The 22,176-nt window shown below is 66.1% G+C and carries 23 protein-coding genes and 1 tRNA gene; 7 read left to right on the forward strand and 17 right to left on the reverse strand.

Annotated elements, in window-relative coordinates; genetic code table 11:
* Nucleotides 1-3: 3 nt before the first annotated feature.
* Nucleotides 4-501, forward strand: a complete 498-nt coding sequence (locus tag VGV58_RS09250) for a CinA family protein (RefSeq protein WP_326873724.1) — start codon at nt 4-6, stop codon at nt 499-501.
* A 10-nt stretch (nt 502-511) separates the two neighbouring features.
* Here the strand turns inward: VGV58_RS09250 and VGV58_RS09255 are convergent, their stop codons facing one another.
* From VGV58_RS09255 to VGV58_RS09320, 14 genes are all read right to left on the reverse strand, one after another.
* Nucleotides 512-2,620, reverse strand: a complete 2,109-nt coding sequence (locus VGV58_RS09255) for a fused MFS/spermidine synthase (protein WP_326873725.1) — start codon at nt 2,618-2,620, stop codon at nt 512-514.
* 48 nt (nt 2,621-2,668) lie between these two features.
* Complete coding sequence (locus VGV58_RS09260; protein WP_326873726.1) at nt 2,669-3,136, reverse strand: type II toxin-antitoxin system RatA family toxin; 468 nt, start codon at nt 3,134-3,136, stop codon at nt 2,669-2,671.
* A gap of 14 nt (nt 3,137-3,150) precedes the next feature.
* Nucleotides 3,151-4,149: a lipoyl synthase gene (lipA, locus tag VGV58_RS09265; RefSeq protein ID WP_326873727.1), complete on the reverse strand. Its 999-nt coding sequence runs from the start codon at nt 4,147-4,149 to the stop codon at nt 3,151-3,153.
* A 198-nt stretch (nt 4,150-4,347) separates the two neighbouring features.
* A complete protein-coding gene (locus tag VGV58_RS09270) occupies nt 4,348-4,623 on the reverse strand; it encodes a GlsB/YeaQ/YmgE family stress response membrane protein (protein ID WP_152014699.1) in 276 nt (91 codons plus the stop codon).
* Between the two features lie 72 nt (nt 4,624-4,695).
* Nucleotides 4,696-5,031 carry a GlsB/YeaQ/YmgE family stress response membrane protein gene (locus VGV58_RS09275; RefSeq protein WP_326873728.1) on the reverse strand — a complete coding sequence of 112 codons (336 nt, stop codon included), beginning with the start codon at nt 5,029-5,031 and terminating at the stop codon, nt 4,696-4,698.
* A 46-nt stretch (nt 5,032-5,077) separates the two neighbouring features.
* A complete protein-coding gene (locus VGV58_RS09280) occupies nt 5,078-5,326 on the reverse strand; it encodes a GlsB/YeaQ/YmgE family stress response membrane protein (RefSeq protein ID WP_414643921.1) in 249 nt (82 codons plus the stop codon).
* A gap of 74 nt (nt 5,327-5,400) precedes the next feature.
* A complete protein-coding gene (gene lpdA / locus VGV58_RS09285; protein WP_326873729.1) occupies nt 5,401-6,840 on the reverse strand; it encodes a dihydrolipoyl dehydrogenase in 1,440 nt (479 codons plus the stop codon).
* Nucleotides 6,841-6,915: 75 nt separating this feature from the next.
* Nucleotides 6,916-7,608, reverse strand: a complete 693-nt coding sequence (locus VGV58_RS09290; RefSeq protein ID WP_326873730.1) for an SGNH/GDSL hydrolase family protein — start codon at nt 7,606-7,608, stop codon at nt 6,916-6,918.
* A 7-nt stretch (nt 7,609-7,615) separates the two neighbouring features.
* Complete coding sequence (locus VGV58_RS09295) at nt 7,616-8,959, reverse strand: pyruvate dehydrogenase complex dihydrolipoamide acetyltransferase (protein ID WP_326873731.1); 1,344 nt, start codon at nt 8,957-8,959, stop codon at nt 7,616-7,618.
* Nucleotides 8,950-9,333 carry a hypothetical protein gene (locus tag VGV58_RS09300; protein ID WP_326873732.1) on the reverse strand — a complete coding sequence of 128 codons (384 nt, stop codon included), beginning with the start codon at nt 9,331-9,333 and terminating at the stop codon, nt 8,950-8,952. The genes VGV58_RS09295 and VGV58_RS09300 overlap by 10 nt, the downstream gene beginning before the upstream one ends.
* A gap of 2 nt (nt 9,334-9,335) precedes the next feature.
* Nucleotides 9,336-10,748, reverse strand: a complete 1,413-nt coding sequence (locus tag VGV58_RS09305) for a pyruvate dehydrogenase complex E1 component subunit beta (RefSeq protein ID WP_326873733.1) — start codon at nt 10,746-10,748, stop codon at nt 9,336-9,338.
* Nucleotides 10,749-10,813: 65 nt separating this feature from the next.
* A complete protein-coding gene (gene pdhA / locus VGV58_RS09310; RefSeq protein ID WP_326873734.1) occupies nt 10,814-11,899 on the reverse strand; it encodes a pyruvate dehydrogenase (acetyl-transferring) E1 component subunit alpha in 1,086 nt (361 codons plus the stop codon).
* A 276-nt stretch (nt 11,900-12,175) separates the two neighbouring features.
* Entirely contained in the window at nt 12,176-12,487 is a 312-nt protein-coding gene (locus tag VGV58_RS09315; protein WP_326873735.1) for an FtsB family cell division protein, read from the reverse strand.
* A 34-nt stretch (nt 12,488-12,521) separates the two neighbouring features.
* The gene (locus VGV58_RS09320; RefSeq protein ID WP_326873736.1) at nt 12,522-13,628 is read right to left on the reverse strand and encodes a hypothetical protein; all 1,107 of its coding nucleotides are present in this window, start codon (nt 13,626-13,628) and stop codon (nt 12,522-12,524) included.
* A gap of 81 nt (nt 13,629-13,709) precedes the next feature.
* Between VGV58_RS09320 and VGV58_RS09325 the strand changes: the two genes are divergently transcribed.
* Nucleotides 13,710-13,784 (forward strand) — tRNA-Lys (locus VGV58_RS09325).
* Nucleotides 13,785-13,986: 202 nt separating this feature from the next.
* Here VGV58_RS09325 and VGV58_RS09330 read toward each other — a convergent pair.
* On the reverse strand, nt 13,987-14,853 hold the full coding sequence (locus VGV58_RS09330; RefSeq protein ID WP_326873737.1) for a hypothetical protein: 867 nt from the start codon (nt 14,851-14,853) through the stop codon (nt 13,987-13,989).
* 125 nt (nt 14,854-14,978) lie between these two features.
* Nucleotides 14,979-15,248: a hypothetical protein gene (locus tag VGV58_RS09335; protein ID WP_326873738.1), complete on the reverse strand. Its 270-nt coding sequence runs from the start codon at nt 15,246-15,248 to the stop codon at nt 14,979-14,981.
* A 192-nt stretch (nt 15,249-15,440) separates the two neighbouring features.
* Here VGV58_RS09335 and VGV58_RS09340 point away from each other — a divergent pair, with 192 nt between their 5' ends.
* Nucleotides 15,441-16,004: a PRC-barrel domain-containing protein gene (locus tag VGV58_RS09340; RefSeq protein WP_326873739.1), complete on the forward strand. Its 564-nt coding sequence runs from the start codon at nt 15,441-15,443 to the stop codon at nt 16,002-16,004.
* Between the two features lie 67 nt (nt 16,005-16,071).
* Here VGV58_RS09340 and VGV58_RS09345 read toward each other — a convergent pair whose 3' ends face one another.
* Complete coding sequence (locus VGV58_RS09345; RefSeq protein ID WP_326873740.1) at nt 16,072-17,595, reverse strand: NAD(P)H-hydrate dehydratase; 1,524 nt, start codon at nt 17,593-17,595, stop codon at nt 16,072-16,074.
* Between the two features lie 281 nt (nt 17,596-17,876).
* On the opposite strand from VGV58_RS09345, the gene VGV58_RS09350 reads away from it, so the two are divergent.
* The 4 genes from VGV58_RS09350 (at nt 17,877) to VGV58_RS09365 (ending at nt 22,164) form a co-directional block, all read left to right on the forward strand.
* The gene (locus tag VGV58_RS09350; RefSeq protein WP_057192756.1) at nt 17,877-18,215 is read left to right on the forward strand and encodes a P-II family nitrogen regulator; all 339 of its coding nucleotides are present in this window, start codon (nt 17,877-17,879) and stop codon (nt 18,213-18,215) included.
* Nucleotides 18,216-18,311: 96 nt separating this feature from the next.
* Nucleotides 18,312-19,721 carry a type I glutamate--ammonia ligase gene (gene glnA / locus VGV58_RS09355; RefSeq protein WP_326873741.1) on the forward strand — a complete coding sequence of 470 codons (1,410 nt, stop codon included), beginning with the start codon at nt 18,312-18,314 and terminating at the stop codon, nt 19,719-19,721.
* Between the two features lie 365 nt (nt 19,722-20,086).
* Complete coding sequence (locus VGV58_RS09360; protein ID WP_326873742.1) at nt 20,087-20,962, forward strand: FkbM family methyltransferase; 876 nt, start codon at nt 20,087-20,089, stop codon at nt 20,960-20,962.
* A gap of 65 nt (nt 20,963-21,027) precedes the next feature.
* Nucleotides 21,028-22,164 (forward strand): glycosyltransferase, encoded by a 1,137-nt coding sequence (locus VGV58_RS09365; RefSeq protein ID WP_326873743.1) that lies wholly within the window; start codon nt 21,028-21,030, stop codon nt 22,162-22,164.
* Nucleotides 22,165-22,176 lie beyond the last annotated feature (12 nt).

Genomic DNA, 22,176 nt, shown 5'->3' on the forward strand with positions numbered 1-22,176 from the left:
GCCATGTTCGATCTCGACATCCGTTCGCTCGCCGCCGAATTGCTGAACATCTCGCGCGAGCGCGGCATCACCGTCGCGACGGTCGAGTCCTGCACCGGCGGGCTGGTCGCCGGAGCACTGACCGCGATCTCGGGCTCGTCGAGCATGGTTCTAGGCGGCCTCGTCACCTATTCCAACGAGGCGAAAACGGTGCTGGCCGGTGTCCCCGCTGAGTTGATCCGGGAGCATGGCGCGGTCAGCGAGCCCGTCGCGCGCGCCATGGCGGAAGGCGGCCGCGAGCGGCTGTCATCGCGGCTCGCCGTCTCGATCACCGGCATCGCCGGCCCGGACGGCGGCAGCGAAGCGAAGCCGGTCGGGCTGGTGCATTTCGCCTGCGCCAATGGCGCGCTGACATTGCACCGCGAGAAGCGCTTCGGCGCGAAGAGCCGTGACGAGATCAGGCGCCTCAGCGTCCTGGAGGCGCTCGACCTGCTACGCGAAGCCGCGCTGACGGTAGAGTAGGCCCCGGCCTCTATTTCAGCGAAAGCTGCCGCCAGATGGCTCCGACGACGTCGGCATAGTCGTCGCTCCACGGGCGGGTTGTTCCCGGGCCGGCCTGCCGTTTCCAGCCTCTCACGGCCGAGCCGGGATCGACGCCCGGGCGCGTGACGAGGGCGACCTCCGGTGCAGTCTTCATCGCCCGCAGATCCTCGGCCGTGCGGACGGGCTTGTTGAGCCAGGTCGCAAGCCCCTGCGAGGCGGCGGTCGCCGTCACAACGGAAGCGAGTTCCATGTTCCGGTTCGAAATGTGCAGCAGCACGGCACCATCCGGCTTGAGCTTGCGCATATAGAGCGCCAAGGCCTCGCCGGTGAGCAGATGGACAGGGATCGCATCGGAGGAGAAGGCATCGACGACGATCAGGTCGAGTGAGCCGTCGCTCGCATCGCCAAGCGTCAGTCGCGCATCGCCGATCACAAAGGTCGGCGCGGGCGCGCAGGCGCTGAAGAAGCCAAAGCGCGCCGGATCGGTCGCGATCCTGATCACGGCCGGATCAATCTCGTAGAAGCGCCAATCCTCGCCGGCGCGGACCTGGCAGGCGAGCGAGCCGGTGCCGACACCGATGGCCGCGACCGCGGCAAGCGTGCCTCCCCTCGCCTGGCGAACGGAGGCGATCCCGTCTGCGATGCCGCCGCCGGCGAAGTAATAGGTCAGGGCTTCCGGGCGCCCCGACACCGGCGTGCCGTCGTCCTGACGCAGGCGCTGCGCACCGTGGACCGTGCTGCCGTGGCTGAGCACGCGGAAGCGGCCATCCTGTATTTCGGTGATGCGATGGATGCCGAAGAACGAGCGAACCGAGTCCGTTCGCATCATTTCGCGAGCGACCAGGCTCACGCTCGCGAGAGCTGCGATGGAGGCCAGCGCGACGCCCTGCCAGCGCCGCAACCGGATCGAGGTGAAGCCCGGACGGCAGAGCATGCCCGCCACCACCAGAAGCGGGTACTCGGCGACCGAGTTGAACAGCAAGGGTGCCAGCAGCGCGGTGAACACTCCGCCCAGCACGCCGCCGAGCGACATCCAGAGATAGAATCCCGTCAGTCCAGCCGCGGATGGCCGCAGCCGCGCCAGTTCGCCATGCGCGACCATCGCCGTGACGAACAGGACGGCGAGATGAAGGACGAGCTCGCCGCCCCAGCCCAGGCGCAGATGGAGCGTCGTCGCGGCCATGTAGCAGAGGACAAGCAGCAGCTGCGCATTCAGCATCCAGCCATGGCGCAGCAGTGGCTTGCGCTGGAAGACGATGACGAAGGTCAGCAGGAAGAGCGCCAGCGGGGCAACCCAGAGCAGCGGTCCTGACGCAACATCGGTCGAGATGTGAGCGGTCACCGCGACCAGCAGTCCCGAAGGCACGAAGGCCAGGAAAAGCCAATGCAGCTTGCGGCTGGCCGGGATGGGCTCTGCGACGAGCGGTGGCGTGTCGAGCCTGCTTGCCGAGCGCCCGACACATAATCCAGCGCAGGCCGTGATACCGGCGAGCAGCAAGCCAAAGCCCCACGCCCAGGCAGAGGCCTGTGTCGCCAGCCTCAGCGTCGGCTCGACCGCGAATGGATAGGCGAGCAAAGCCAGGAAGCTGCCGACATTGGAGGCGGCATAGAGAAAATAGGGATCGCGGGCATGGGCATGCCCGGTGCGCGCGAACCAGGCCTGCAGCAACGGCCCGTTCGCGGAGACCGCGAAGAAGGGCAAGCCGACCGAAGCCGTGAAGAGCAGCAGAAGCCAGGCGAATTCGCCTTGTTGCGGCGGGCGCTCGAAGCCTGCGGCGATGCCGATGGGTAGCGAGGTCGCTACGACCACGATCATCAGGGCGATGTGGATCAGGGCGGCGCGCCGCACGCTGAAGCGGCTGACCAGCCAGTGCGCATAGGCATAGCCCGCGAGCAGCATGGCCTGGAAGAAGACCATGGCCGTCGACCAGACTGCCGGCGAGCCGCCTAGCCTCGGCAGCACCATCTTGGCGAACATCGGCTGGATGCCGAAGAGCAGGAAAGCGGAGAGGAAGATCGTGCCGGCGAAGACCGGCAACACCGCGCCCATCCGACGCGCCCCGACATCGGCACGCGCCTGCATCAATGGAGCTTCCATGCCTTCCCCCTGCCGGAACGAGGGAACAATGGCGCAGGCCGCTTAAAACTAGGTGAGCGCCGCTGGCCTGCTTCCATAGATCGCGTCGGCGCGCTTCTCGAAGGCCTCGGCGAATTTGCGGAAGGCCTTGTCGAACATCGCGCCCATCAGCAGGCCGAGCATGCGGCTGGCGAACTCGTAGGAGATGAAGAAGCCGATCTCGCTGCCCGTATCCAGCGGCTTGAAGCTCCAGCGGTTCTCCAGATAGCGGAACGGCCCGTCGACATATTCGACCAGGATCTTGAGGTTTGCCGGATCGAGTGTGACGCGACTGGTGAACGTCTCGCGGATCGCCTTGTAGCCGACGGTCATGTCGGCGAGCAGCACTTCCCCGCCGCCCTCGCGCGGCGTGCGCCGGCGGACCGTCAGCCCCTCGCAGAGCGGCAGGAACTGCGGGTATTTCTCGACATCCGCCACGAGCGCGAACATCTCTCCGGGTGAATGCTTCACCCGGCGGGTGCTGTTGAACATCGGCATGTGGTTTTTGCCGATCAGCTGCCGAGCTTGGCCGCGCGCGCTGCCCGCAGCTTGGCGAAGTCCTCGCCGGCATGGTGCGAGGAGCGCGTCAGCGGCGTCGAGGAGACCATCAGGAAGCCCTTCACATAGGCGATGGTCTCGAAGCTCTTGAACTCGTCCGGCGTGACGAAGCGGATGACCGCATGATGCTTGCGCGAGGGGGCGAGGTACTGGCCGATGGTGATGAAATCGACCTCGGCGGAGCGCAGGTCGTCCATCAGCTGCAGAACCTCGTTCCGCTCCTCGCCAAGGCCGACCATGATGCCGGATTTGGTGAAGATGGTCGGGTCGAGCTCCTTGACCTGCTGCAGCAGCCGCAGCGAGTGGAAATAGCGGGCGCCGGGACGCACCTTCAGGTACTTGCCGGGCACCGTCTCGAGATTGTGGTTGAAGACGTCGGGCTTGGCCGCGACGACGACTTCGAGCGCGCCGGGCTTGCGTAGGAAGTCCGGCGTCAGGATCTCGATCGTCGTGCCGGGCGAAGCCTCGCGGATGGCACGGATGACGCGGGCGAAATGCTCGGCGCCGCCATCCTTGAGGTCGTCGCGATCGACCGAGGTGATCACGACGTGTTCCAGGCCGAGCTTGGCGACGGCATCGGCGACCTTGCGCGGCTCGTCATGATCGAGCGCTTCCGGCACGCCGGTCTTGACGTTGCAGAAGGCACAGGCGCGCGTGCAGGTGTCGCCCATGATCATGAAGGTGGCGTGCTTCTTCTCCCAGCACTCGCCGATATTGGGGCAGCCCGCCTCCTCGCAGACGGTGACGAGCTTCTCGGCCTTCACGATCTTCTGGGTCTCGGCCCATTTCGGCGAGCCCGGCGCCTTGACGCGGATCCAGTCCGGCTTGCGCAGGATCGGGTTCTCCGGCCGCTTCTGCTTTTCCGGATGGCGCAGCTCCGGCTTGACCTCGGATTTCGGGTTGCCGGAGTTGGGGCGCGGATCGCGGTTGAGGAGGTCGAGCACGACGGCCATGGACGGGTCCGTTACTGGCGCCGCGCAGCAGGGCGCGGCCACTCCCGTCTAGCTAATGCCGAAGTGCTTCGCGAGCAACCCGCGGAGCATGTTCTGCAAAAGTGGACGCCACTTTTGCAGAACATGCTCCAAAACCTAAAGTTGCGCGAATTCTGATCGTTCGACCGTCCCGGTCGAACGGAAAGCGCGCCGTGGGACTCAGTTGCGCACCGCGCGCCAGACTACGATCAGCAGGCAGGCGCCGGCGATCGCCGCGACGAGCGTGCGCCAGAAGCCGAAGACCGGGATCTCCAGCAGCTCGGCAAGCCGGCTGCCGACGAAGGAGCCGGCGACGCCGACGATCATGTTAGTGAAGAGCCCATGGTCCGACGAGGTGACGCGCTCGGCGATCCAGCCGGCGATGATGCCGATCAACAGCGTCATGAAGAAGCCGTAGCCCGGCGTGCCGAGCGCGGCATAGATCTGGTCGTTCATGGCAATCCCCCTGCCCTCGAGGCCTGGCCGTGCGGCCGCCGACGACAACGCGTGGTGCGCCCTCCGGTTCCGTCAGGCAATAAAGCGCGCCAGCAGCACCACCAGGATCGCGCCGATCACCGCCATCGCCATCGAATCGAGGAAGCGATAGCCGGTGCTCGCCCGCCAGCCGGTGACGTGGACGATGCCCTGTCCAACCAGCATGCCGAGCAGCCCGACCACCGCATGGCGCAGGAAGCCGCCGCCCCCGACGACCAGGCTGGCGATGAAGCCAGCGGCCGTGCCGAAGGCGACCGGGGGTAGCAGCCGGGCCCAATCAAGCGTCAGATTCCTGCGCGGCGGCAGTATCTCGACCTTCTCGTCGGGCACGACCTTGTCGGGCTTGGTGGATTTGCGGGCGCGGCTCATCGGCCGGATATGGCCTGCGCCATCGACAAATGCCAGCGCCGGAGGGTCAGGCGACCAGCCGGGCGAGGAAGACCACGACGATCGCACCGATCGTCGCGGTGATGATCTGCGAGATCAAAGGGTTGCCGATACCGAGGCTGATGCCAAGGAACTGCAGCAGGAAGCTGCCGACGAAGGCGCCGATCAGGCCGGTGATGATGTATCGGATCAGCCCGCCACCACCCATGACGATGCTGGCGAGCCAGCCGGCGACGGCGCCGATGGCGATGGCGACGAGAAGGGCACGAAGGTCCATGGCGATCCTCCTGGAGCAATGACCGGAGGATCGCCGAGCTTATGTGAAGCGGATGTGAACGCCTTCGCCTGGGATCAGGCGTTCAACACCTTGCCATAGGCGTCGAGCACGGCCTCCTTCATCGTCTCCGACAGGGTCGGATGCGGGAAGATGGTGTGCATCAGCTCTTCCTCGGTGGTCTCGAGGTTCATCGCGACCACGAAGCCCTGGATCAGCTCGGTGACCTCCGCGCCGACCATGTGGGCGCCGAGCAGCTTGCCGGTCTTGGCGTCGAACACGGTCTTGACCATGCCGCTGTCCTCGCCGAGCGCCACCGCCTTGCCGTTGGCGACGAAGTTGAAGCGGCCGACCTTGAGCTGGTGGCCGGCCTCCTTGGCCTTGGCTTCGGTCAGGCCGACGCTGGCGATCTGCGGATGGCAATAGGTGCAGCCCGGGATCATCGCCTTGTCCATCGGGTGCGGATGCAGGCCCTTGATCGCCTCGACGCAGATCACTGCCTCATGCTCGGCCTTGTGGGCCAGCATCGGCGGGCCGGCGACGTCACCGATCGCGTAGATGCCCTTCACATTGGTGCGGCAGAGCCCGTCGATCGCGATCACGCCGCGATCGAGCTTCACGCCGAGCGCCTCAAGCCCGAGATTCTCGACATTGGCGACGACGCCGACCGCCGAGATCATCCGCTCGGCGGTGATCGTCTGCTTGTTGCCCTTGTCGTCCTCGATATGGGCGGTGACGGAGTTCGCCCCCTTCTCGACCTTGGTGACCTTGGTCGAGGTCAGGATCTTCATGCCCTGCTTCTCGAAAGCCTTGCGGGCGAAGGCACCGATCTCGGCATCCTCCACGGGGACGACCTGTGGCATCACCTCGACCACCGTCACCTCGGCGCCGAGCGTGCGGTAGAACGAGGCGAACTCGATGCCGATCGCGCCCGAGCCCATCACCACCAGCGATTTCGGCATGGTCGGCGGCACCAGGGCCTCGAAATAGGTCCAGATCAGCTTGCCGTCTGGCTCCAGCCCCGGCAGCACGCGCGGGCGGGCGCCGGTCGCGACGATGATGTGGTCGGCAGTGTAGGTGCCCTCGCCCTTGGCGCCTTTCGGGATCGGCCCCTGCGGCTGCATCGCCGGCTTCTTGGTCGGGGCGACGACGATGGTGTTGGCCTTGGTGAGCTTGGCCTCGCCCCAGATGACGTCGACCTTGTTCTTCTTCATCAAGAACTGGACGCCGTTGTTCATGCGCACCGCAATGCCGCGCGAGCGCTTCACCACCGCCTCCAGATCGGCCTTGAACGAGCCTTCCAGCGTCAGCCCGTAATCCTTGGCGTGCTGGCCGTAATGCAGGATCTCGGCCGAGCGCAGCAGCGCCTTGGTCGGGATGCAGCCCCAGTTCGAGCAGATGCCGGCGAGATGCTCGCGCTCGACGATCGCGGTCTTGAAGCCGAGCTGAGCCGCGCGGATCGCCGCGACATAGCCGCCGGGGCCGGAGCCGATGATGATGATGTCGTAGTCAGCCATGGGAAATGCCTCGGCTCGCTCTGCCCACCGCGGGCAGTGTTGATGGTGCGGGGCAAGGCCCCGATCGAATGTCGTTTACGGGCCCGCGATCCGCAGAGCCGGTCCACGTGCCGGCAGCGGTAGGCCAAGCAGGCCGTCGACCACCGGCGCCAACGCCAGCCCGATCGCGCAGGTGTTCTCGGCATCGAGATGGATGCCGTCCGCGCCAGTCACGGTCGCGACCGCCGCCGCGTCGAAAAAGCTGACGCCGATCTCGTCGGCGATGCGGCGATAATAGGTCGCCAGCAGCGCCGTCTTCTCGGGCGCGCCTTCCATGAAGAAATTGGCCTCGTGCTCGGGATCGTCGGGCATGCGCACGACCGGCGGCGAGACGATCAGCACCTCCGGCACCGGCATGCCCGGCTCGACCGGCGGACGCTGCGCAACCTGCGCCAGCATCCGCATCGAGCGGGCGACGTCATAGGGCGCCAGCGAGTGTTGGCGCTGGCAGTCATTGGTGCCGAGCATCAGGATGACGAGGTCGAGCGGCGCGTGGCACTCGATGAACAGCGGCAGCAGCGAGATGCCGGAGCGATACGGGCGCAGCGGATCGTCGAGCGCGATCCGTCGCCCATTGAGCCCTTCTTCGATCACCGTGGCGTAGCCGCCGAGCGCCTTCTCGAGCACCCGCGGCCAGCGCACATCGTCGCCATGCCGCTCCGGTCGGTTGGCGATCCGGCCCCAGGTGAGAGAATCGCCGAAAGCGAGGATGCGGGCCTGACGGGTCATCGCCGCCTCACACCAGCATCGCCATCGGCTTCTCGATATAGCCCTTGAAGGCCTGGAGCAGTTCGGCCCCGAGCGCCCCGTCGACGGCGCGATGGTCGGTCGAGAGAGTCACCGACATCACCGTCGCGACGGCCGGCTGGCCGCCCTTGACGATGACGCGCTGCTCGCCGGCGCCGACGGCCAGGATCGTCGCATGCGGCGGGTTCACCACCGCGGCGAAGTCCTTGACGCCGAACATGCCGAGGTTCGAAACCGCGGTCGTGCCGCCCTGATACTCCTCGGGCTTCAGCTTGCGCGCTTTCGCCCGCGCCGCCATGTCCTTCATCTCATTGGATATCTGGGACAGCGTCTTGTGGCAGGCGTCGCGGATGATCGGGGTGATCAGCCCGCCCGGGATCGAGACGGCGACGCCGACATCAGCATTCTTGTGCTTCAGCATCGCGGCGTCGGTCCAGGAGACGTTGGCGTCGGGGACGGCCTTGAGGGCCAAAGCGAGGGCCTTGATCACCATGTCGTTGACCGAGAGCTTGTAGGCCGGCTTGCCGTCCTTCTCGGGCGCCGCGGCATTGAGTTCGGCCCGCAGCTTCAGCAGTGCATCGAGCTCGCAATCCAGCGTGACGTAGAAATGCGGGATGGTCTGCTTGGCTTCGGTCAGGCGGCGCGCGATCGTCTTGCGCATGCCGTCATGCGGGATCTCCTCATAGGAGCCCGGCGCGAACAGCTTCTTGGTCTGCTCGTCGGAGGGGCCGGTCGCGAGCGGCGCGGCGGCAGGCTTGGGTGCCGCCGGAGTGCCGGCCGCGGCAGCCGGCGCAGCCTTGGCCGCCCCGCCCTGCTTGGCGGCTTCGATGTCCTTCTCGACGATACGGCCATGCGGGCCCGAGCCCTGGACCTTGCCGAGGTCGATGCCGGCATCCTTGGCGAGGCGGCGCGCCAGTGGCGAGGCGAAGGGGCGGTTGCCGGAAGCGGGCGCAGTGGCCTGCGCGGCAGGCGCCGGAGCAACCGCGGCCGGAGCAGCCGAGGCGGCGGCGGGAGCAGGCTCGGCCGCCTTCGGAGCGGGCTCGCTCTTGGCCGGCGCGGCGCTCGGCGCGGAGACGCTCTTGGCATCCTCGCCCTCGCCGGCGATCACGCCGATGATTTCGTTGACGGCGACGTCGGCGGTACCTTCCGGCACGACGATCTTGGCGAGGACGCCCTCGTCGACCGCCTCGACCTCCATGGTCGCCTTGTCGGTCTCGATCTCGGCGATGATGTCGCCGGACTTGATGGCGTCACCCTCCTTCTTCAGCCACTTGGCGAGATTACCCTTCTCCATCGTCGGAGAGAGCGCGGGCATCAGGATGTTCACGGGCATGGCTGGAGGCTCGCTTTTTCCAATGCGATAAACAGCATGCGGCGGATGACGCCCATGCCGAAACTGACGGAGACGAGAACGAAGGCGATATAGTCGAAATGCTCCAGCGCCGTGCCGGCCAGCGTCTTGCCGGCCATCAGTTCGGGCGCGAAAGCCTGGACGCTTTCCGGAATTAGCGTCAGCACGCCGGCGGCGGCGAGCACGAAGGAGAGGACGTCGACACGGTGCAGATAAAGCCGCGTGGTGGCGAGGTCTCTCGGTGTCAGCGGGCGCGGCGACAGCCGTTTACGGGGCTGGACATAGGCATAGCTCGCCAGCCCCCCGATCGCCGCGAGGCCGACCGAAACCAGCATGGCTCCGATCGTCACCTGCATGGTCAGGCCCGGTAGCAGACGGCCTTGGCCGCCGCGACGACCTCACCGATGTTCGGCAGCGCCAGCTTCTCGAGATTGGCGGCGTAGGGCATCGGCACGTCCTTGCCGGTGACGCGCGCGACGGGCGCGTCGAGATAATCGAAGGCCGCCTCCATGATCTTCATGCCGATCTCGGCGGTGATGCCGGACTGCGGGAAGCCTTCCTCGACCGCGACGCAGCGATTGGTCTTCTGGACCGAGGCGATGACCGTCTCGATGTCCATCGGCCGGATGGTGCGCAGATCGATGACCTCGGCCTCGATGCCTTCCTTGGCCAGCGCCTCGGCGGCGCCGAGCGCATAGGTCATGCCGATGCCGAAGGAGACGATGGTGACGTCGCTGCCGGGGCGCACGACCTTGGCCTTGCCGATCGGGATGGTGAAGTCGTCGCCCTTGGGCACGTCGAAGGAGCGGCCGTAGAGGATCTCGTTCTCAAGGAAGATGATCGGGTTGGGATCGCGGATCGCGCTCTTGAGCAATCCCTTCGCGTCGGAGGCGCTGTAGGGCATCACCACCTTGAGGCCGGGTACGTTCGAGTACCAGGCGGCATAGTCGTGGCTGTGCTGGGCGCCGACGCGGGCGGCGGCACCGTTGGGGCCGCGGAAGACGATCGGGCAGCCCATCTGGCCGCCGGACATGTAGAGCGTCTTGGCCGCCGAATTGATGATGTGGTCGATCGCCTGCATGGCGAAGTTGAAGGTCATGAACTCGACGATCGGCTTCAGGCCGGTCAGCGCCGCGCCGACGCCGATGCCGGCGAAGCCATGCTCGGTGATCGGGGTGTCGATCACGCGGCGTGCGCCGAACTCCTGCAGCAGCCCCTGAGTGACCTTGTAGGCGCCCTGATACTCCGCGACCTCCTCGCCCATGACGAAGACGTCGGCATCGCGCCGCATCTCCTCGGCCATGGCGTCGCGCAGCGCCTCGCGCACCGTCATCGAGACGATCTCGGCGCCAGCCGGGAATTCGGAGGAGGCGTCATAGGATTTCGCCTGGGCCGGAACGCTCGCCGCCACCGCAGGAGCCGGGCTGGCGGGTGCTTCTGCCGTTGCCGCCGGAGCGGGAGCTTCCGCAGCCTGCGGAGCCGCGACGGGCGCCTTGGCAGCGCCGCTCGCGGCCGCAGATACGTCCTCGCCATCGGCGGCGATCACCGCGATCGGCGTGTTGACCGCGACGTTCTCGGTGCCGTCGGCGATCAGGATCTTCGCCAGCACGCCCTCGTCGACCGCCTCGACCTCCATGGTCGCCTTGTCGGTCTCGATCTCGGCGATGATGTCACCGGCCTTGATCTTGTCGCCCTCGGCTTTCAGCCATTTGGCGAGCTTGCCCTGTTCCATGGTCGGCGACAGGGCGGGCATCAGAATGTCGATCGGCATTTACGCACCCGGATTTCTGGGATGGCCGCGAGGGCTGAAAGGGCGGGGAGGATCGAGCGCGGCCTTCAGGCCTGCGCCGGCTCCAGCAGGATGTCGGTCCAGAGCTCCGAGACGTCCGGCTCGGGATCATGGGTCGCGAATTCGGCGGCGTCGTTGACGATCTCGCGGACCTTGGCGTCGATCGCCTTGAGCTCGTCCTCGCCGATCTTGTAGTCGCGCGTCAGGCGGCCACGAACCTGCTCGATCGGGTCGTGCTCCTCGCGCATGCGCTGGACCTCGTCCTTCGAGCGGTACTTCGCCGGATCGGACATGGAATGGCCACGATAGCGATAGGTCTGCATCTCAAGGATGTAGGGGCCCTTGCCGGAGCGGGCATGGTCGATGGCGCGTTGGCCGGCCTCCCGGACCGCGCGGACATCCATGCCGTCGACCTGCTCGCCGGGAATGTTGAAGGACACCCCGCGCCGGGAGAAGTCGGTCTGTGCCGAGGCACGGTTGACCGAGGTGCCCATGGCATAGCGGTTGTTCTCGATCACGAACACGACCGGCAGCTTCCAGAGCTCGGCCATGTTGAAGCTCTCATAGACCTGGCCCTGATTGGCGGCGCCGTCGCCGAAATAGGCCATCGATACGCGCCCGTCTTGGCGGTACCAGTTGGCGAAGCCGAGGCCGGCGCCGAGCGAAACCTGCGCGCCGACGATGCCGTGGCCGCCATAGAAGTTCTTCTCGCGGCTGAACATGTGCATCGAGCCGCCCTTGCCGTGCGAATAACCGCCGCGCCGGCCGGTGAGCTCGGCCATCACGCCGCGCGATTCCATGCCGCAAGCCAGCATGTGGCCGTGGTCGCGATAGCCGGTGATGACCTGGTCGCCCTCCTTGGAGGCCATCTGCATGCCGATGACCACGGCTTCCTGGCCGATATAAAGGTGGCAGAACCCGCCGATCAGGCCCATGCCGTACATCTGGCCCGCCTTCTCCTCGAAGCGGCGGATCAGCAGCATCTCGCGATAAGCGTGGAGCTCTTCTTCCCTGTTGAAGGTCGGGGCGTTCGACAGCGTCTTGGCCGCACCTTTCGGAGCGCTCTTCGCTGGCGCCTTCGCGGCCGCCTTGGCAGGCGCTCCTGCTTTCGTCTTCCGTGCGGCAATGGCCATGAACGGTCCTCCCGAGCTCTGCTGCTTTGGTTGTAGAGGAAGCTCCAGACCTTGGCGAGACGGATATCTCGCACTGCAACATAAGCTAAATATCTGTTATATCTGAAATAATGCTGATTAACTGATTATCGGTTAATCGATCTTTTTGCGACCATCGACGCCGGGAAAGCCGGCTCAGCGCCGCTTTCGACCGAAGCCTCGCAACCGATCGGCAAAGCTGTCTTCCAACTGGGAATGTCGGCTCGGCGGCCTCTCCTCAGAGGGCACGGCCGGGGCTTAACGCCCCATGACGACAACGTCGTTGCGGTGGATGCGCCCGAGCAGGGCACGCGCCCTCTCCTCGAGCAGGTCGCGATCGATGGCTTCGTCGCGCATCAGTCCCAGGCGCTTCTCCCAGTCCTGCCGCTCGCCGTTCAGGCTGGCGAGTTCCACTTCCATCTCGCTGAGCTTCTCGCGCAGGCCAGCCGAGGTCTCGAGTCCGCGCGCGCCATGCTGCGCGTGGAACAGGAAATAGCCGACCACGGCGCTCGACACGAGATAGAGCGCGAGCGTGACGAGGACGGAGCGGAGACCGCGGCGGATGACCATGCCGCCACGTTAGAATCGCTTGGTTGATGCGCCGTTAACGATGGGCGCCGATCACGATCAGGGCCGGGTCGTCCGGAGCTCGCTCCCCTTGCCCCAGCGTGATCAGATCGGCTTCGAGCCGCCGCGCAATCGACAACCGATAGTGCAGCGGATCCCAGTAGTTGGAATCCTCGCGGGTCAACTCCGACGGATGGGTGTAGTCGGCGACCACTGCCTTTTGACGTGCCGCGATCGCCGCGATCTGCGCCTTGCAGGCTTCGAAGCGCTGCCAGGCGGCGCTGCCTTCGCCCGGCATCGCGCCGGCGTGCACCGGCGGAAGGACGATCAGGCGTCGCGTCGTCGCCGGAAAGCCGGCCAGCCCCTGCTCCAACCAGGCGAGCGCCGGAAAGCGCCAGCTCGCGCGCTCGGCGGCCGAGACCTCGGCGGCAGGTGCCTGAGGCGCCGTATCAGGCGCTCGACCGCCATGGCTGCGATAGAGATGGAAGCGCGCACGAGCGAGATCGTACGTCTCTTCGGGCGGGGTGAAGACCTCGTAGCCGTCGCCGCGCAGGCGCTCCGGCCGCAGGCCGAGCCGATGGGCAGCCAGGCGCAGCGCGATCTCCAGCGTGGTGACATTGAGCTGCCTTGGCCAGCTGTACCAGGCGCTGTCGTCATAAAGCCAGGGCGGGAACGGCCGCGGCGTCAACCGGCGCGCCTCGTCGGCCGCATCCGCTTCGCACCAGGTCTGGTCGATGCCCCAGATCACGACCTTCGGGGCCATGACCTTGCGCGCGAACAGGCCGGCGATCTGGCTCTGCTCCCAGGGCGTCGCGGCGTTCATGCCGAGATTGGCGAAGCGGGCGGACAATCCCTTCGAGAGAATCTGCGGATCGAGCAGGCGCAGCGTCGACGTGCCGAACACCGCCGAATCGAAGGCTCCCGATCTGACGATCTGCGGGTACATGAAGCGCTGGTTGAGATCCATCAGCGGCCGCGCGGGCTGGCCGGCCCGCAGGCGCGCACCATAGGGATCGAGCGCGACGATGAAGCCGAGCAGCAAGACCGTCAGTGTCAGGGCGGCGAGCGCGAATGCCGTGATCCAGCCGCACCAGTGTTGCGGTGCGCCGCTCGACGCTGCTCCGATTGCACGCTCGTTCGCCATCGGCACGGCTTCTGCCACGATGTGCCCGCCGGAACAATGTTGACCGGCGCGCGCCACCTGCCTATGTCAGCGCACCGGTGAGGGCGGGTAGCTCAGTGGTAGAGCACGTGACTTTTAATCATGTGGTCGAGGGTTCGATCCCCTCCCCGCTCACCAAAGCCTAAAACCAGCGGTATCAAATTTTAGGCGACGATATTCGTTTCAGGTGCCTGAAACAGAGTTCGGCAAAGGCGCTGCCAGGCCGGACCAGATCGAGAAAACCGTCTTGGACCGTCGTCGTCCGCCCGCGACCTGCAAAAATCTGTCCCGGGATCGACAGCTTCGTCGCGCGACGACGGGTGACGCCTCAGAAACGTGGCTAACGGTCGGGGCGATGGCACGGGTTGTCGCGATGCGCCCGGTACTTGCAGATCGATCCCAAAGCAAAGAGGATGCCGGCTTTCGTGCCATTGCTCATCACGTTGCCAATGGCAGGATCGTCCTCCCGGTGGCGCCGGATCAACGGTTTTGGCTGCCCCCCGAAATAGACGCTGAGGCCTGCCAAAGCAGACACGTCGCCCCCCTCATGCAGAACGGCTCGCGCAAAAATGCTCGGCTGAGCCGAACTCGTGCTTGCCGGCGCCCATTCAACTCCGATGCCTGCCGCCATCTGGCTCCCGGAAAGAGCGCCCGAGATCGTCAATGCGAGATTGTCGTCCGGGTACCAGGTGAGATTGGTGCCCGCCACGAAATGCGTACTGGGATCATAACGGAAATTCCCCAAGGCCGTTGAGTGGGAGGCGCCACTCGCATCGGTCAGGCCGACCAGGCCGCCCAGTGTGACCGAATTCCAGTAGCGCTCAGCCTCGAGCCCGAGGGAATATGTGTTTATCCCGCCCATGGCATCGAGGCGCGCAAAGCCAGCCTCGATGCCGACCATTCCGGTCGATGGGTCGCGCCAGAACAGGTGCGCCCCGGTGCCATAGAACGCCGATTTTCCCAGCGAACCGTCCAGCCCGCCGGCTGCACCGTCAAGCTGCAGGCCGAACCGGTGTCCGAGTGGCACGGTCACGGCGCCTTCCAGCCCCGTCCATTTGTCGCCGTTGGCGCCGCCATGGATGAACATCAGCTTGCCGCTGGGGCCATCCACGGCCGGAAGCGGCTGCTGGGCAGCTGTGGGGGTAGCGGCCAGCAACGCCGCGGCCACGAGGGCACAGAACGACTGATGACGAATCGTGGCCTCCATCGTTGAGCGATGGAACATTGCCCGCTGGAATCTGGGTCGTCCACGTTATGGATCGCAGGTTCCGCATCCTGGATGTGACAGGCAAAGCGCGGAGGCGCGGTTTCCGAAGCCGAGCTTCGCCGGTCTCAACCCAAGCGGCTGACGGATCCGCCTCGACGGAGGGGCTGCTGTCTTCCGGGCGCACGCCACAAATCGCCGCCGAAGCCGCCATAGCCCGGTGCGATCTCCCCGGCGTAGCCGTCGAGCTCCCAGCAGCGCCAGCGCCGGTATTCGGCTGGCGTCGTCCCTTCCGAGCAGACGCGCCATTGCGAGCGTTCCCAGAACGCCGCTGCGGGCGCCGTCGTCGCGATCATGCCGAGGGCGGCGAAGCTCAGAAACGTGAGATTCCTGCTCATCCTGTCAGGCCTCCGGACCCTCGTGGCGAGGCTTCAGCAAAGCGCACAGGCCTTACCGAAGCGCTAAGCCCATAGGTCGTAGTGCCTCCAAACCCGTCAAACGGCAGGCGCACGCTCCCTATACGCGAACCAAAACGTCGTTTCCGCGTTGTTCAGTCATTCCGCAAGTGCGGACACGACAGGAGGACACCGATGTACAAGCGTCACGTTGCATTGACGGCTATCGGCGGCGTCATGCTTGCCGCTGCTGCCGTTGCGCAGACCAGTGCGCCCTCGAACCAGCCCCCGAGCCCGCAGCCGACAGCGCCCGCGACGAGCGCACCGGCTGCCCCGGCGCCGGCCGCAGAGACCGCCAAGGTTCCGGAAAACAATCTCGCCGGCCAGGGCAAGTGGCGGGCGTCGAAGCTGATGGGCGTCGACATCTACGGTCCCGACAACAAGAAGGTCGGCGACGTCACCGAGGTGGTGTTCGACAAGGCCGGCAAGATCGAGATCGTCACCGTTGGCGTCGGCGGCTTCCTCGGCATCGGCTCGAAGGACGTCGCGATCCCGTTCGAGCAGGTCCAGTGGAGCGAGGAACCGATGGTCACGCCGGCCCCCGCCCCGGCCGGCGGAACCGGAGCAGGCGGCAGCACGGCGATGAACGCGCCGCCGGCCGCCAAGAAGGGCCCGGAGATGTATCCGGACCACGGCAAGATCACGATGACCAAGGAGCAGCTGACCTCCGCTCCGGCAGTGACCTACGCCGCCCGCTAAGAACGGCCCGACAAGGCCGACTGAAGGCCCGCCCTCCGCAGGGCGGGCTTTTTCTTCGCCAGGTGTCTCAGTCGTGGATCTCGGCCAGCACGCCAGGGAGTGCCTCCGGCAGGTCGTCTGCGATGAGACCAGGGCCGAACTGCTCGCCAGCACGCCCATGCAGCCAGACTGCGGCGCAGGCCGCTTCGAACGCCGGCATCTTCTGCGCCAGCAGGCCGGCGACGACCCCGCCGAGAACGTCGCCGGAGCCGGCCGTGGCGAGGGCGGGAGAACCGGTATTGTTGATCGCAGCGCGTCCATCAGGCGCGGCGATGATCGTATCAGGCCCCTTGAGGACGACGACTGCTCCCATCAGTCGGGCGGCACGGCGCGTCCGCTCGAGCTTGCCGCGCTCGGGCTCGAAGCCCGCGACATCGGCGACGAGGCGTTGGAACTCGCCCTCATGCGGCGTCAGCACTGCCGGCCCCGCACGCTGTTGCAGCAGATCGGTGAAGGCTGGCCGCTGCGCTCCGATATGGGTCAACGCATCGGCATCGAAGACGCAGGGCCGGTCGCTGCGCAGGGCTGCCGCCACCCAGGACCGCGCTTCGTCGTCGAGGCCGAGCGCTGGCCCGATCAGCAGCGCGCCAACCTTGCCCGCCGACAGCATCGCCTCGAAGGCCGCGGGGTCGGCCGCCGCGCGTTGCATCAGGGCGTCGGGGCCGCGCGCCGCATGCGCAGCCAGCGCCTCCGGCCGGCAGATGATCGTCGCGAGCCCCGCGCCGATACGCAATGCTGCACGGGCGCCGAGCCGCGGTGCCCCGACGCCGGACAATCCGCCCGCCGCGACTGCAACCGCACCGCGGGCATATTTGTGAACACCTACTGCATGGCCCGGCCAGTGAGCACGCCAGAGGCCCGGCGCATTGCGGAAGGTCGAAGGCGTGATCCTGTCCGGTATGAAGATGGTCTCGGGCCGGATGCCGATATCGGCCAGGGTGACGACGCCGCAGAGTGATCGACCAGGTTGGAGCAGATGGCCGGGCTTCAGCCGAAAAAAGGTTACGGTCTCGTCAGCGCGGATAGCGGGGCCATTCGCAAGTCCGGTATCGCCATGGACACCGCTCGGCACGTCGACGGAAACGACAGTTTTGCCGGCGGTGTTGACCTGCTCGACCAGTGCCGCGAGTTCGCCGGAGATCGCACGGCTGAGCCCGGCGCCGAACAGGGCGTCGACCACGAGGTCATGCCCGGCCGGATCGACTCGGCCTATCGCTACGACCGGGCCTGTCCAGCCCTGCGCCGCCAGAGCGGCGTCGCCCTTCAAGGCGGCGGGTTCGGCGGCGAGCGCCAGCGTGACCCGGCAGCCGCGCTCCGCCAGGAGACGGGCCGCGACGAAGCCGTCGCCACCATTGTTGCCGGGGCCGCTGAGCACGAGGACGCTTTGACCGGGGCGGATGCGCCGCGTCACCGCGTCGGCGACCGCCTTGCCTGCCTTTTCCATCAGGACGATGCCCGGCGTGCCGGCAGCGATCGTCGTCGCATCCGCCGCCGCCATCTCGGCGACGCTGAGCAAGGCGAGGGGCGAGAGATCGGCAGCCATGGTCATCATAGGATTGTCTGCCGGCGCCAGCGCCGAGGCAAGGATACCGGCAATTTCCTCGTTTGCACTCAAGATAGGCATTTGCATATTTTTTGGACGGTTTTTCGCCTCTTCAAGAGGCGGTTTGCCCCGGGGGGCGTCATGGCGGCCAGACTGCGCCGATGCTATGAGCAGCACAGGCGAGGTTTCTGCTGGACGCGCCGAGGTTGATCCGTGCCGGCCGCCATGGTCAGAACGGAAAAAGGCTGCGTACAGTGGTCGAAGGTCACGCCAAGGAGGTCGGTCGGCGCATGAAGAAGATCGAAGCGATCATCAAGCCCTTCAAGCTCGACGAGGTGAAGGAGGCGCTGCAGGAGGTCGGCCTCCAGGGCATCACGGTGCTCGAGGCGAAGGGCTTCGGCCGCCAGAAGGGCCATACAGAGCTCTATCGCGGCGCCGAATACGTGGTCGACTTCCTGCCGAAGGTGAAGATCGAGATCGTGCTGGCCGACGATATGGTCGAGCGCGCGATCGAGGCGATCAAGAAAGCCGCCCAGACCGGCCGGATCGGCGATGGCAAGATTTTTGTATCGAGCGTGGAGGGGGCGATCCGCATCCGCACCGGCGAGTCCGGCGCGGACGCGATCTGAGGATTTTTCCCCTCCCCGAAGGAATGCGTGCGCCCGCGGAGCCCCGCAGGCAGCGTCTGTCGTGAGACCCTAGCAGTCGACAAAGGAAGTCGTGAGATGAAGAACGCCAAAGAGGTCCTGAAGGCGATCAAGGACAATGACGTCAAATACGTCGACTTCCGCTTCACCGATCCGCGCGGCAAGTGGCAGCACGTCACCTTCGACGTCTCGATGATCGACGAAGAGATCTTCGCCGAAGGCACGATGTTCGACGGCTCCTCGATCGCCGGCTGGAAGGCGATCAACGAGTCCGACATGCTGCTGATGCCCGATCCGTCGACGGCCTGCATCGACCCGTTCTTCTCGGCCTCGACCATGGTCATCAACTGCGACGTGCTCGAGCCGGCGACCGGCGAGCCCTATAGCCGCGATCCGCGCGGCATGGCCAAGAAGGCCGAGGCCTATCTGAAGTCGACCGGCATCGGCGACACCGTCTATGTCGGCCCCGAAGCCGAATTCTTCGTCTTCGACGACGTCAAGTTCTCGGCCGATCCGTACAACACCGGCTTCAAGCTCGACAGCGTCGAGCTGCCGATCAACGGCCAGACCGAGTACGAGGGCGGCAATCTCGGCCACCGCATCGCGATCAAGGGCGGCTACTTCCCGGTTCCGCCGCAGGACTCCGCGCAGGACATGCGCGGCGAGATGCTCGCGGCCATGGCTGCCATGGGCGCCAAGGTCGAGAAGCACCACCACGAGGTCGCCTCGGCCCAGCACGAGCTCGGCCTGAAGTTCGACACGCTGACCCACATGGCCGACACCATGCAGGTCTACAAGTACGCCATCCACAACGTCGCGCAGAGCTACGGCAAGACCGCGACCTTCATGCCGAAGCCCGTCTATGGCGACAACGGCTCGGGCATGCACGTCCACCTGTCGATCTGGAAGGGCGGCAAGCCTCTCTTCGCCGGCAACAAGTACGCCGACCTGTCGCAGGAGTGCCTGTGGTTCATCGGGGGCGTGATCAAGCACGCCAAGGCGCTGAACGCCTTCACCAACCCGTCGACCAACTCCTACAAGCGCCTGGTCCCGGGCTATGAGGCGCCGGTGCTGCTCGCCTATTCGGCGCGCAACCGTTCGGCCTCCTGCCGTATTCCGTGGACGACCTCGCCGAAGGCCAAGCGCGTCGAGGTCCGCTTCCCCGATCCGATGGCGAACCCCTATCTCGCCTTCGCCGCGTTGACGATGGCCGGCCTCGACGGCATCCTCAACAAGATCGATCCGGGCCCGGCGATGGACAAGGACCTCTACGACCTGCCGCCGCGCGAGTTGAAGAAGATCCCGACCGTCTGCGGCTCGCTGCGCGAGGCGCTCGATTCGCTCAAGAAGGACAACGCCTTCCTCAAGGCCGGCGGCGTCTTCACCGACGATTTCATCGAGAGCTACATCGAGCTCAAGATGCAGGACGTGGCGCGCTTCGAGATGACGCCGCACCCGGTCGAGTTCACGATGTACTATTCCTACTGAGCAGGGTTCCGGCCGGGACTTTGGCCCGGACAGGATTTCCTCCCGACTGCGGTGATCCGCAGTCCACCTTCGAACCGGGGCGGAAACGCCCCGGTTTTTTTGTTGATGCGGGAAACGCGAGCCGAACCGCGTGGCTGGCCGTTCAGAGATGGCGGTTGTGGCCGAAGGTCACGCTGCCCACGGCGGTGGCGAGATCGTTGCCTCATTCGGCCGTCAATCCGGTTCATCGTCCCGCCGTAGACAGGTGCTCGGCCACGCCCGCGGGGGGGCGCTCAGGCCCGCAGATGACCTCAACCACAGGTTAAATATTCAGCAGAGGATCGCTGCTAGGGATGCGTTCAGTGATCTCAATGAATGAGCCGGCCATGCTGAGGATCAACGAGACGCGCGCGACCTATGCGATCCGGCGCGCCTACGACCTGCTGGCCAAAGCGATCGTGCCGGGCAGCAGGAAGCACCTCCCTCCTGCTCCCCGGCTAGCCGTCATCCCAACCGATTATCTCGGCATCTCCATCATCGGAAACGGCATTTACGAGCGCCGCGAGATCGAGCTGCTCAAGGCCATATTCCACGCTCGGAATCTGCAGAGCACCGCATTCCTCGATATCGGCGGCAACATAGGAAATCATTCTGTATCATTGGCGGGGTCGTTCTCGGAGGTGATCGCCTTCGAGCCCAATCCTCCCATCGCATCGCTGTTCAAGACCAATCTCCTGCTGTCCGGGACCGGCAATGTCCGCCTGCACGAGGTCGGGTTGGGGCGGGAAGACGCCGAGCTCCGCTTCTCGTTGCTCCAGGCCGGCAATGACGGCAGCGGCAGCTTCGCCTCGGGCAAAGGCGACATCGTGCTGCCGGTGCGCCAGGGCGACCGCTATCTGGCGCAGCACGAACCGGAGATCGCGAGCGGTGCGAAGCGGATCGGCTTCGTGAAATGCGATGTCGAGGGTTTCGAGGCCGACGTCTTCGCCGGGCTGCGCGAGACCTTCGCCCGCCATCGCCCGATCCTGACCTTCGAGAGCAATCGCAAGCCGGACGGCGAGAAGGCTTGGGCCGAGTTGCGCGCCGCCGGCTTCGACACCCTCTCATGCCTGCGTGAAACCGGTGACGATGGCAGCCGCCCGCTTCAGGAAATGAAGCGGCTGATTTTTGGCTACGCCTGCTGGGCAGCGAAGATCAGCAGCATTCCGGAGCGGCGCTGCAATCTGGTCGCGAGCTTCGGTCCACTGGAAGCGGCCGCCTGATTCAACGCAAGCTTAGGAAAGCTGTGCGATAGACGGCGGCTCATCCTCCGCACGACCGCAGGCGCATGCACTCACCCTCTCCCACCCCCTCCGTCGTCATCTTCGGCTCGGCCAGGCCCGTCACCTGCGCGGTGATGGACTACGCCTATCGGCTTGTCGGCGCCGTCAACGCGCTGCGCCCGGGCCTCGTCGCGATCCGGACGATCGAGCCGGAGCACCCGGCAGCCTTCATCGGCGCCATCGCCGAGGAACTGCGCCGCGACCGTATCGTGCATCTCCAGATGCCGATCGAAGGCTGGGGCAACAGCATCGTACCGGGCTCGGCGCTGATGGCGGCACGGCTGATGACGCGCAAGGGCCGCATCGCGATCACCCTGCACGAATGGGCTTCGCTCAATCACCTGCGCTATCTCTCGATGGTGCCGGACATCCTCGCCTGCGACGGTTTCGTCCTCGTCTCGCAGCAGCAGCGCGAGAGCTTCCAGAAGACGCCATTGGTCAGCGCGGCGAAGAAGCTGGCGGCGCCGGTCATCCCGATCGGCCCCAACATCATGCCGGCGCGGATCGATCCCGAGCGGGTCGCGGCGGAACGGGTGAAGCTGCGCGGCAGCGGCGCGAGCGAAGCCGATGTCGTGATCGGCTATTTCGGCGTGCTCTATGCCAGCAAGCGGCCCGATGTCCTGCTGCGCACGACGAAGGCGCTACATCAGCGCGGCGTCAAGGCACGTCTGCTGATCTGCGGCGATTTCCTCTGGGACAAGCCTGGAGATCGCGAAGCCTTCCTTGCGCTCGCGAGCGAACTCGGCGTCGCCGACTGGCTCGATTTCCGCGGCCGGATCGACGACGAAGGCGAGCTGATGGCGACGCTCTCCGCCGCCGACGTCTTCCTGCTGCCCTTCACCGACGGGATCAGCACGCGGCGCGGCAGCTTCCAGGCGGTCAGCCAGCTCGCAGTCCCGCTGGTCTCGACCGAACCGGAGCAACAGGACGAGTTCGCGCTTGCCCCGGCGCTGAAAGCGAAGATCGACAATCCGGCGACGGTGCTATGCCCGGTCGACGCGGCGCCCGAGCGCTTCGCCGAAGCGATCCTCGCCGCCCAGGCTCGCAAGGCGGAGGCGATCGGCGTCGATCTCGCCAGGTTATGGGACGAGGCCGCCCTCGCCCATCTCAGCTTCTACGACGGCTTGAAGGCGCCCGCCTGAAACACGAATTCA

It is taken from the genome of Allobosea sp. (assembly GCF_035944895.1).
In the GTDB taxonomy this organism is placed as follows: domain Bacteria; phylum Pseudomonadota; class Alphaproteobacteria; order Rhizobiales; family Beijerinckiaceae; genus Allobosea.

Excerpts from the sequence above, each read along its gene's own strand:
- VGV58_RS09250 (WP_326873724.1), top strand. The coding sequence starts at position 4 with ATGTTCGATCTCGACATCCGTTCGCTCGCCGCCGAATTGCTGAACATC.
- VGV58_RS09255 (WP_326873725.1), bottom strand. The coding sequence starts at position 2,620 with ATGGAAGCTCCATTGATGCAGGCGCGTGCCGATGTCGGGGCGCGTCGG.
- VGV58_RS09260 (WP_326873726.1), bottom strand. The coding sequence starts at position 3,136 with ATGCCGATGTTCAACAGCACCCGCCGGGTGAAGCATTCACCCGGAGAG.
- lipA (WP_326873727.1), bottom strand. The coding sequence starts at position 4,149 with ATGGCCGTCGTGCTCGACCTCCTCAACCGCGATCCGCGCCCCAACTCC.
- VGV58_RS09270 (WP_152014699.1), bottom strand. The coding sequence starts at position 4,623 with ATGAACGACCAGATCTATGCCGCGCTCGGCACGCCGGGCTACGGCTTC.
- VGV58_RS09275 (WP_326873728.1), bottom strand. The coding sequence starts at position 5,031 with ATGAGCCGCGCCCGCAAATCCACCAAGCCCGACAAGGTCGTGCCCGAC.
- VGV58_RS09280 (WP_414643921.1), bottom strand. The coding sequence starts at position 5,326 with ATGGACCTTCGTGCCCTTCTCGTCGCCATCGCCATCGGCGCCGTCGCC.
- lpdA (WP_326873729.1), bottom strand. The coding sequence starts at position 6,840 with ATGGCTGACTACGACATCATCATCATCGGCTCCGGCCCCGGCGGCTAT.
- VGV58_RS09290 (WP_326873730.1), bottom strand. The coding sequence starts at position 7,608 with ATGACCCGTCAGGCCCGCATCCTCGCTTTCGGCGATTCTCTCACCTGG.
- VGV58_RS09295 (WP_326873731.1), bottom strand. The coding sequence starts at position 8,959 with ATGCCCGTGAACATCCTGATGCCCGCGCTCTCTCCGACGATGGAGAAG.
- VGV58_RS09300 (WP_326873732.1), bottom strand. The coding sequence starts at position 9,333 with ATGCAGGTGACGATCGGAGCCATGCTGGTTTCGGTCGGCCTCGCGGCG.
- VGV58_RS09305 (WP_326873733.1), bottom strand. The coding sequence starts at position 10,748 with ATGCCGATCGACATTCTGATGCCCGCCCTGTCGCCGACCATGGAACAG.
- pdhA (WP_326873734.1), bottom strand. The coding sequence starts at position 11,899 with ATGGCCATTGCCGCACGGAAGACGAAAGCAGGAGCGCCTGCCAAGGCG.
- VGV58_RS09315 (WP_326873735.1), bottom strand. The coding sequence starts at position 12,487 with ATGGTCATCCGCCGCGGTCTCCGCTCCGTCCTCGTCACGCTCGCGCTC.
- VGV58_RS09320 (WP_326873736.1), bottom strand. The coding sequence starts at position 13,628 with ATGGCGAACGAGCGTGCAATCGGAGCAGCGTCGAGCGGCGCACCGCAA.
- VGV58_RS09330 (WP_326873737.1), bottom strand. The coding sequence starts at position 14,853 with ATGGAGGCCACGATTCGTCATCAGTCGTTCTGTGCCCTCGTGGCCGCG.
- VGV58_RS09335 (WP_326873738.1), bottom strand. The coding sequence starts at position 15,248 with ATGAGCAGGAATCTCACGTTTCTGAGCTTCGCCGCCCTCGGCATGATC.
- VGV58_RS09340 (WP_326873739.1), top strand. The coding sequence starts at position 15,441 with ATGTACAAGCGTCACGTTGCATTGACGGCTATCGGCGGCGTCATGCTT.
- VGV58_RS09345 (WP_326873740.1), bottom strand. The coding sequence starts at position 17,595 with ATGATGACCATGGCTGCCGATCTCTCGCCCCTCGCCTTGCTCAGCGTC.
- VGV58_RS09350 (WP_057192756.1), top strand. The coding sequence starts at position 17,877 with ATGAAGAAGATCGAAGCGATCATCAAGCCCTTCAAGCTCGACGAGGTG.
- glnA (WP_326873741.1), top strand. The coding sequence starts at position 18,312 with ATGAAGAACGCCAAAGAGGTCCTGAAGGCGATCAAGGACAATGACGTC.
- VGV58_RS09360 (WP_326873742.1), top strand. The coding sequence starts at position 20,087 with ATGCTGAGGATCAACGAGACGCGCGCGACCTATGCGATCCGGCGCGCC.
- VGV58_RS09365 (WP_326873743.1), top strand. The coding sequence starts at position 21,028 with ATGCACTCACCCTCTCCCACCCCCTCCGTCGTCATCTTCGGCTCGGCC.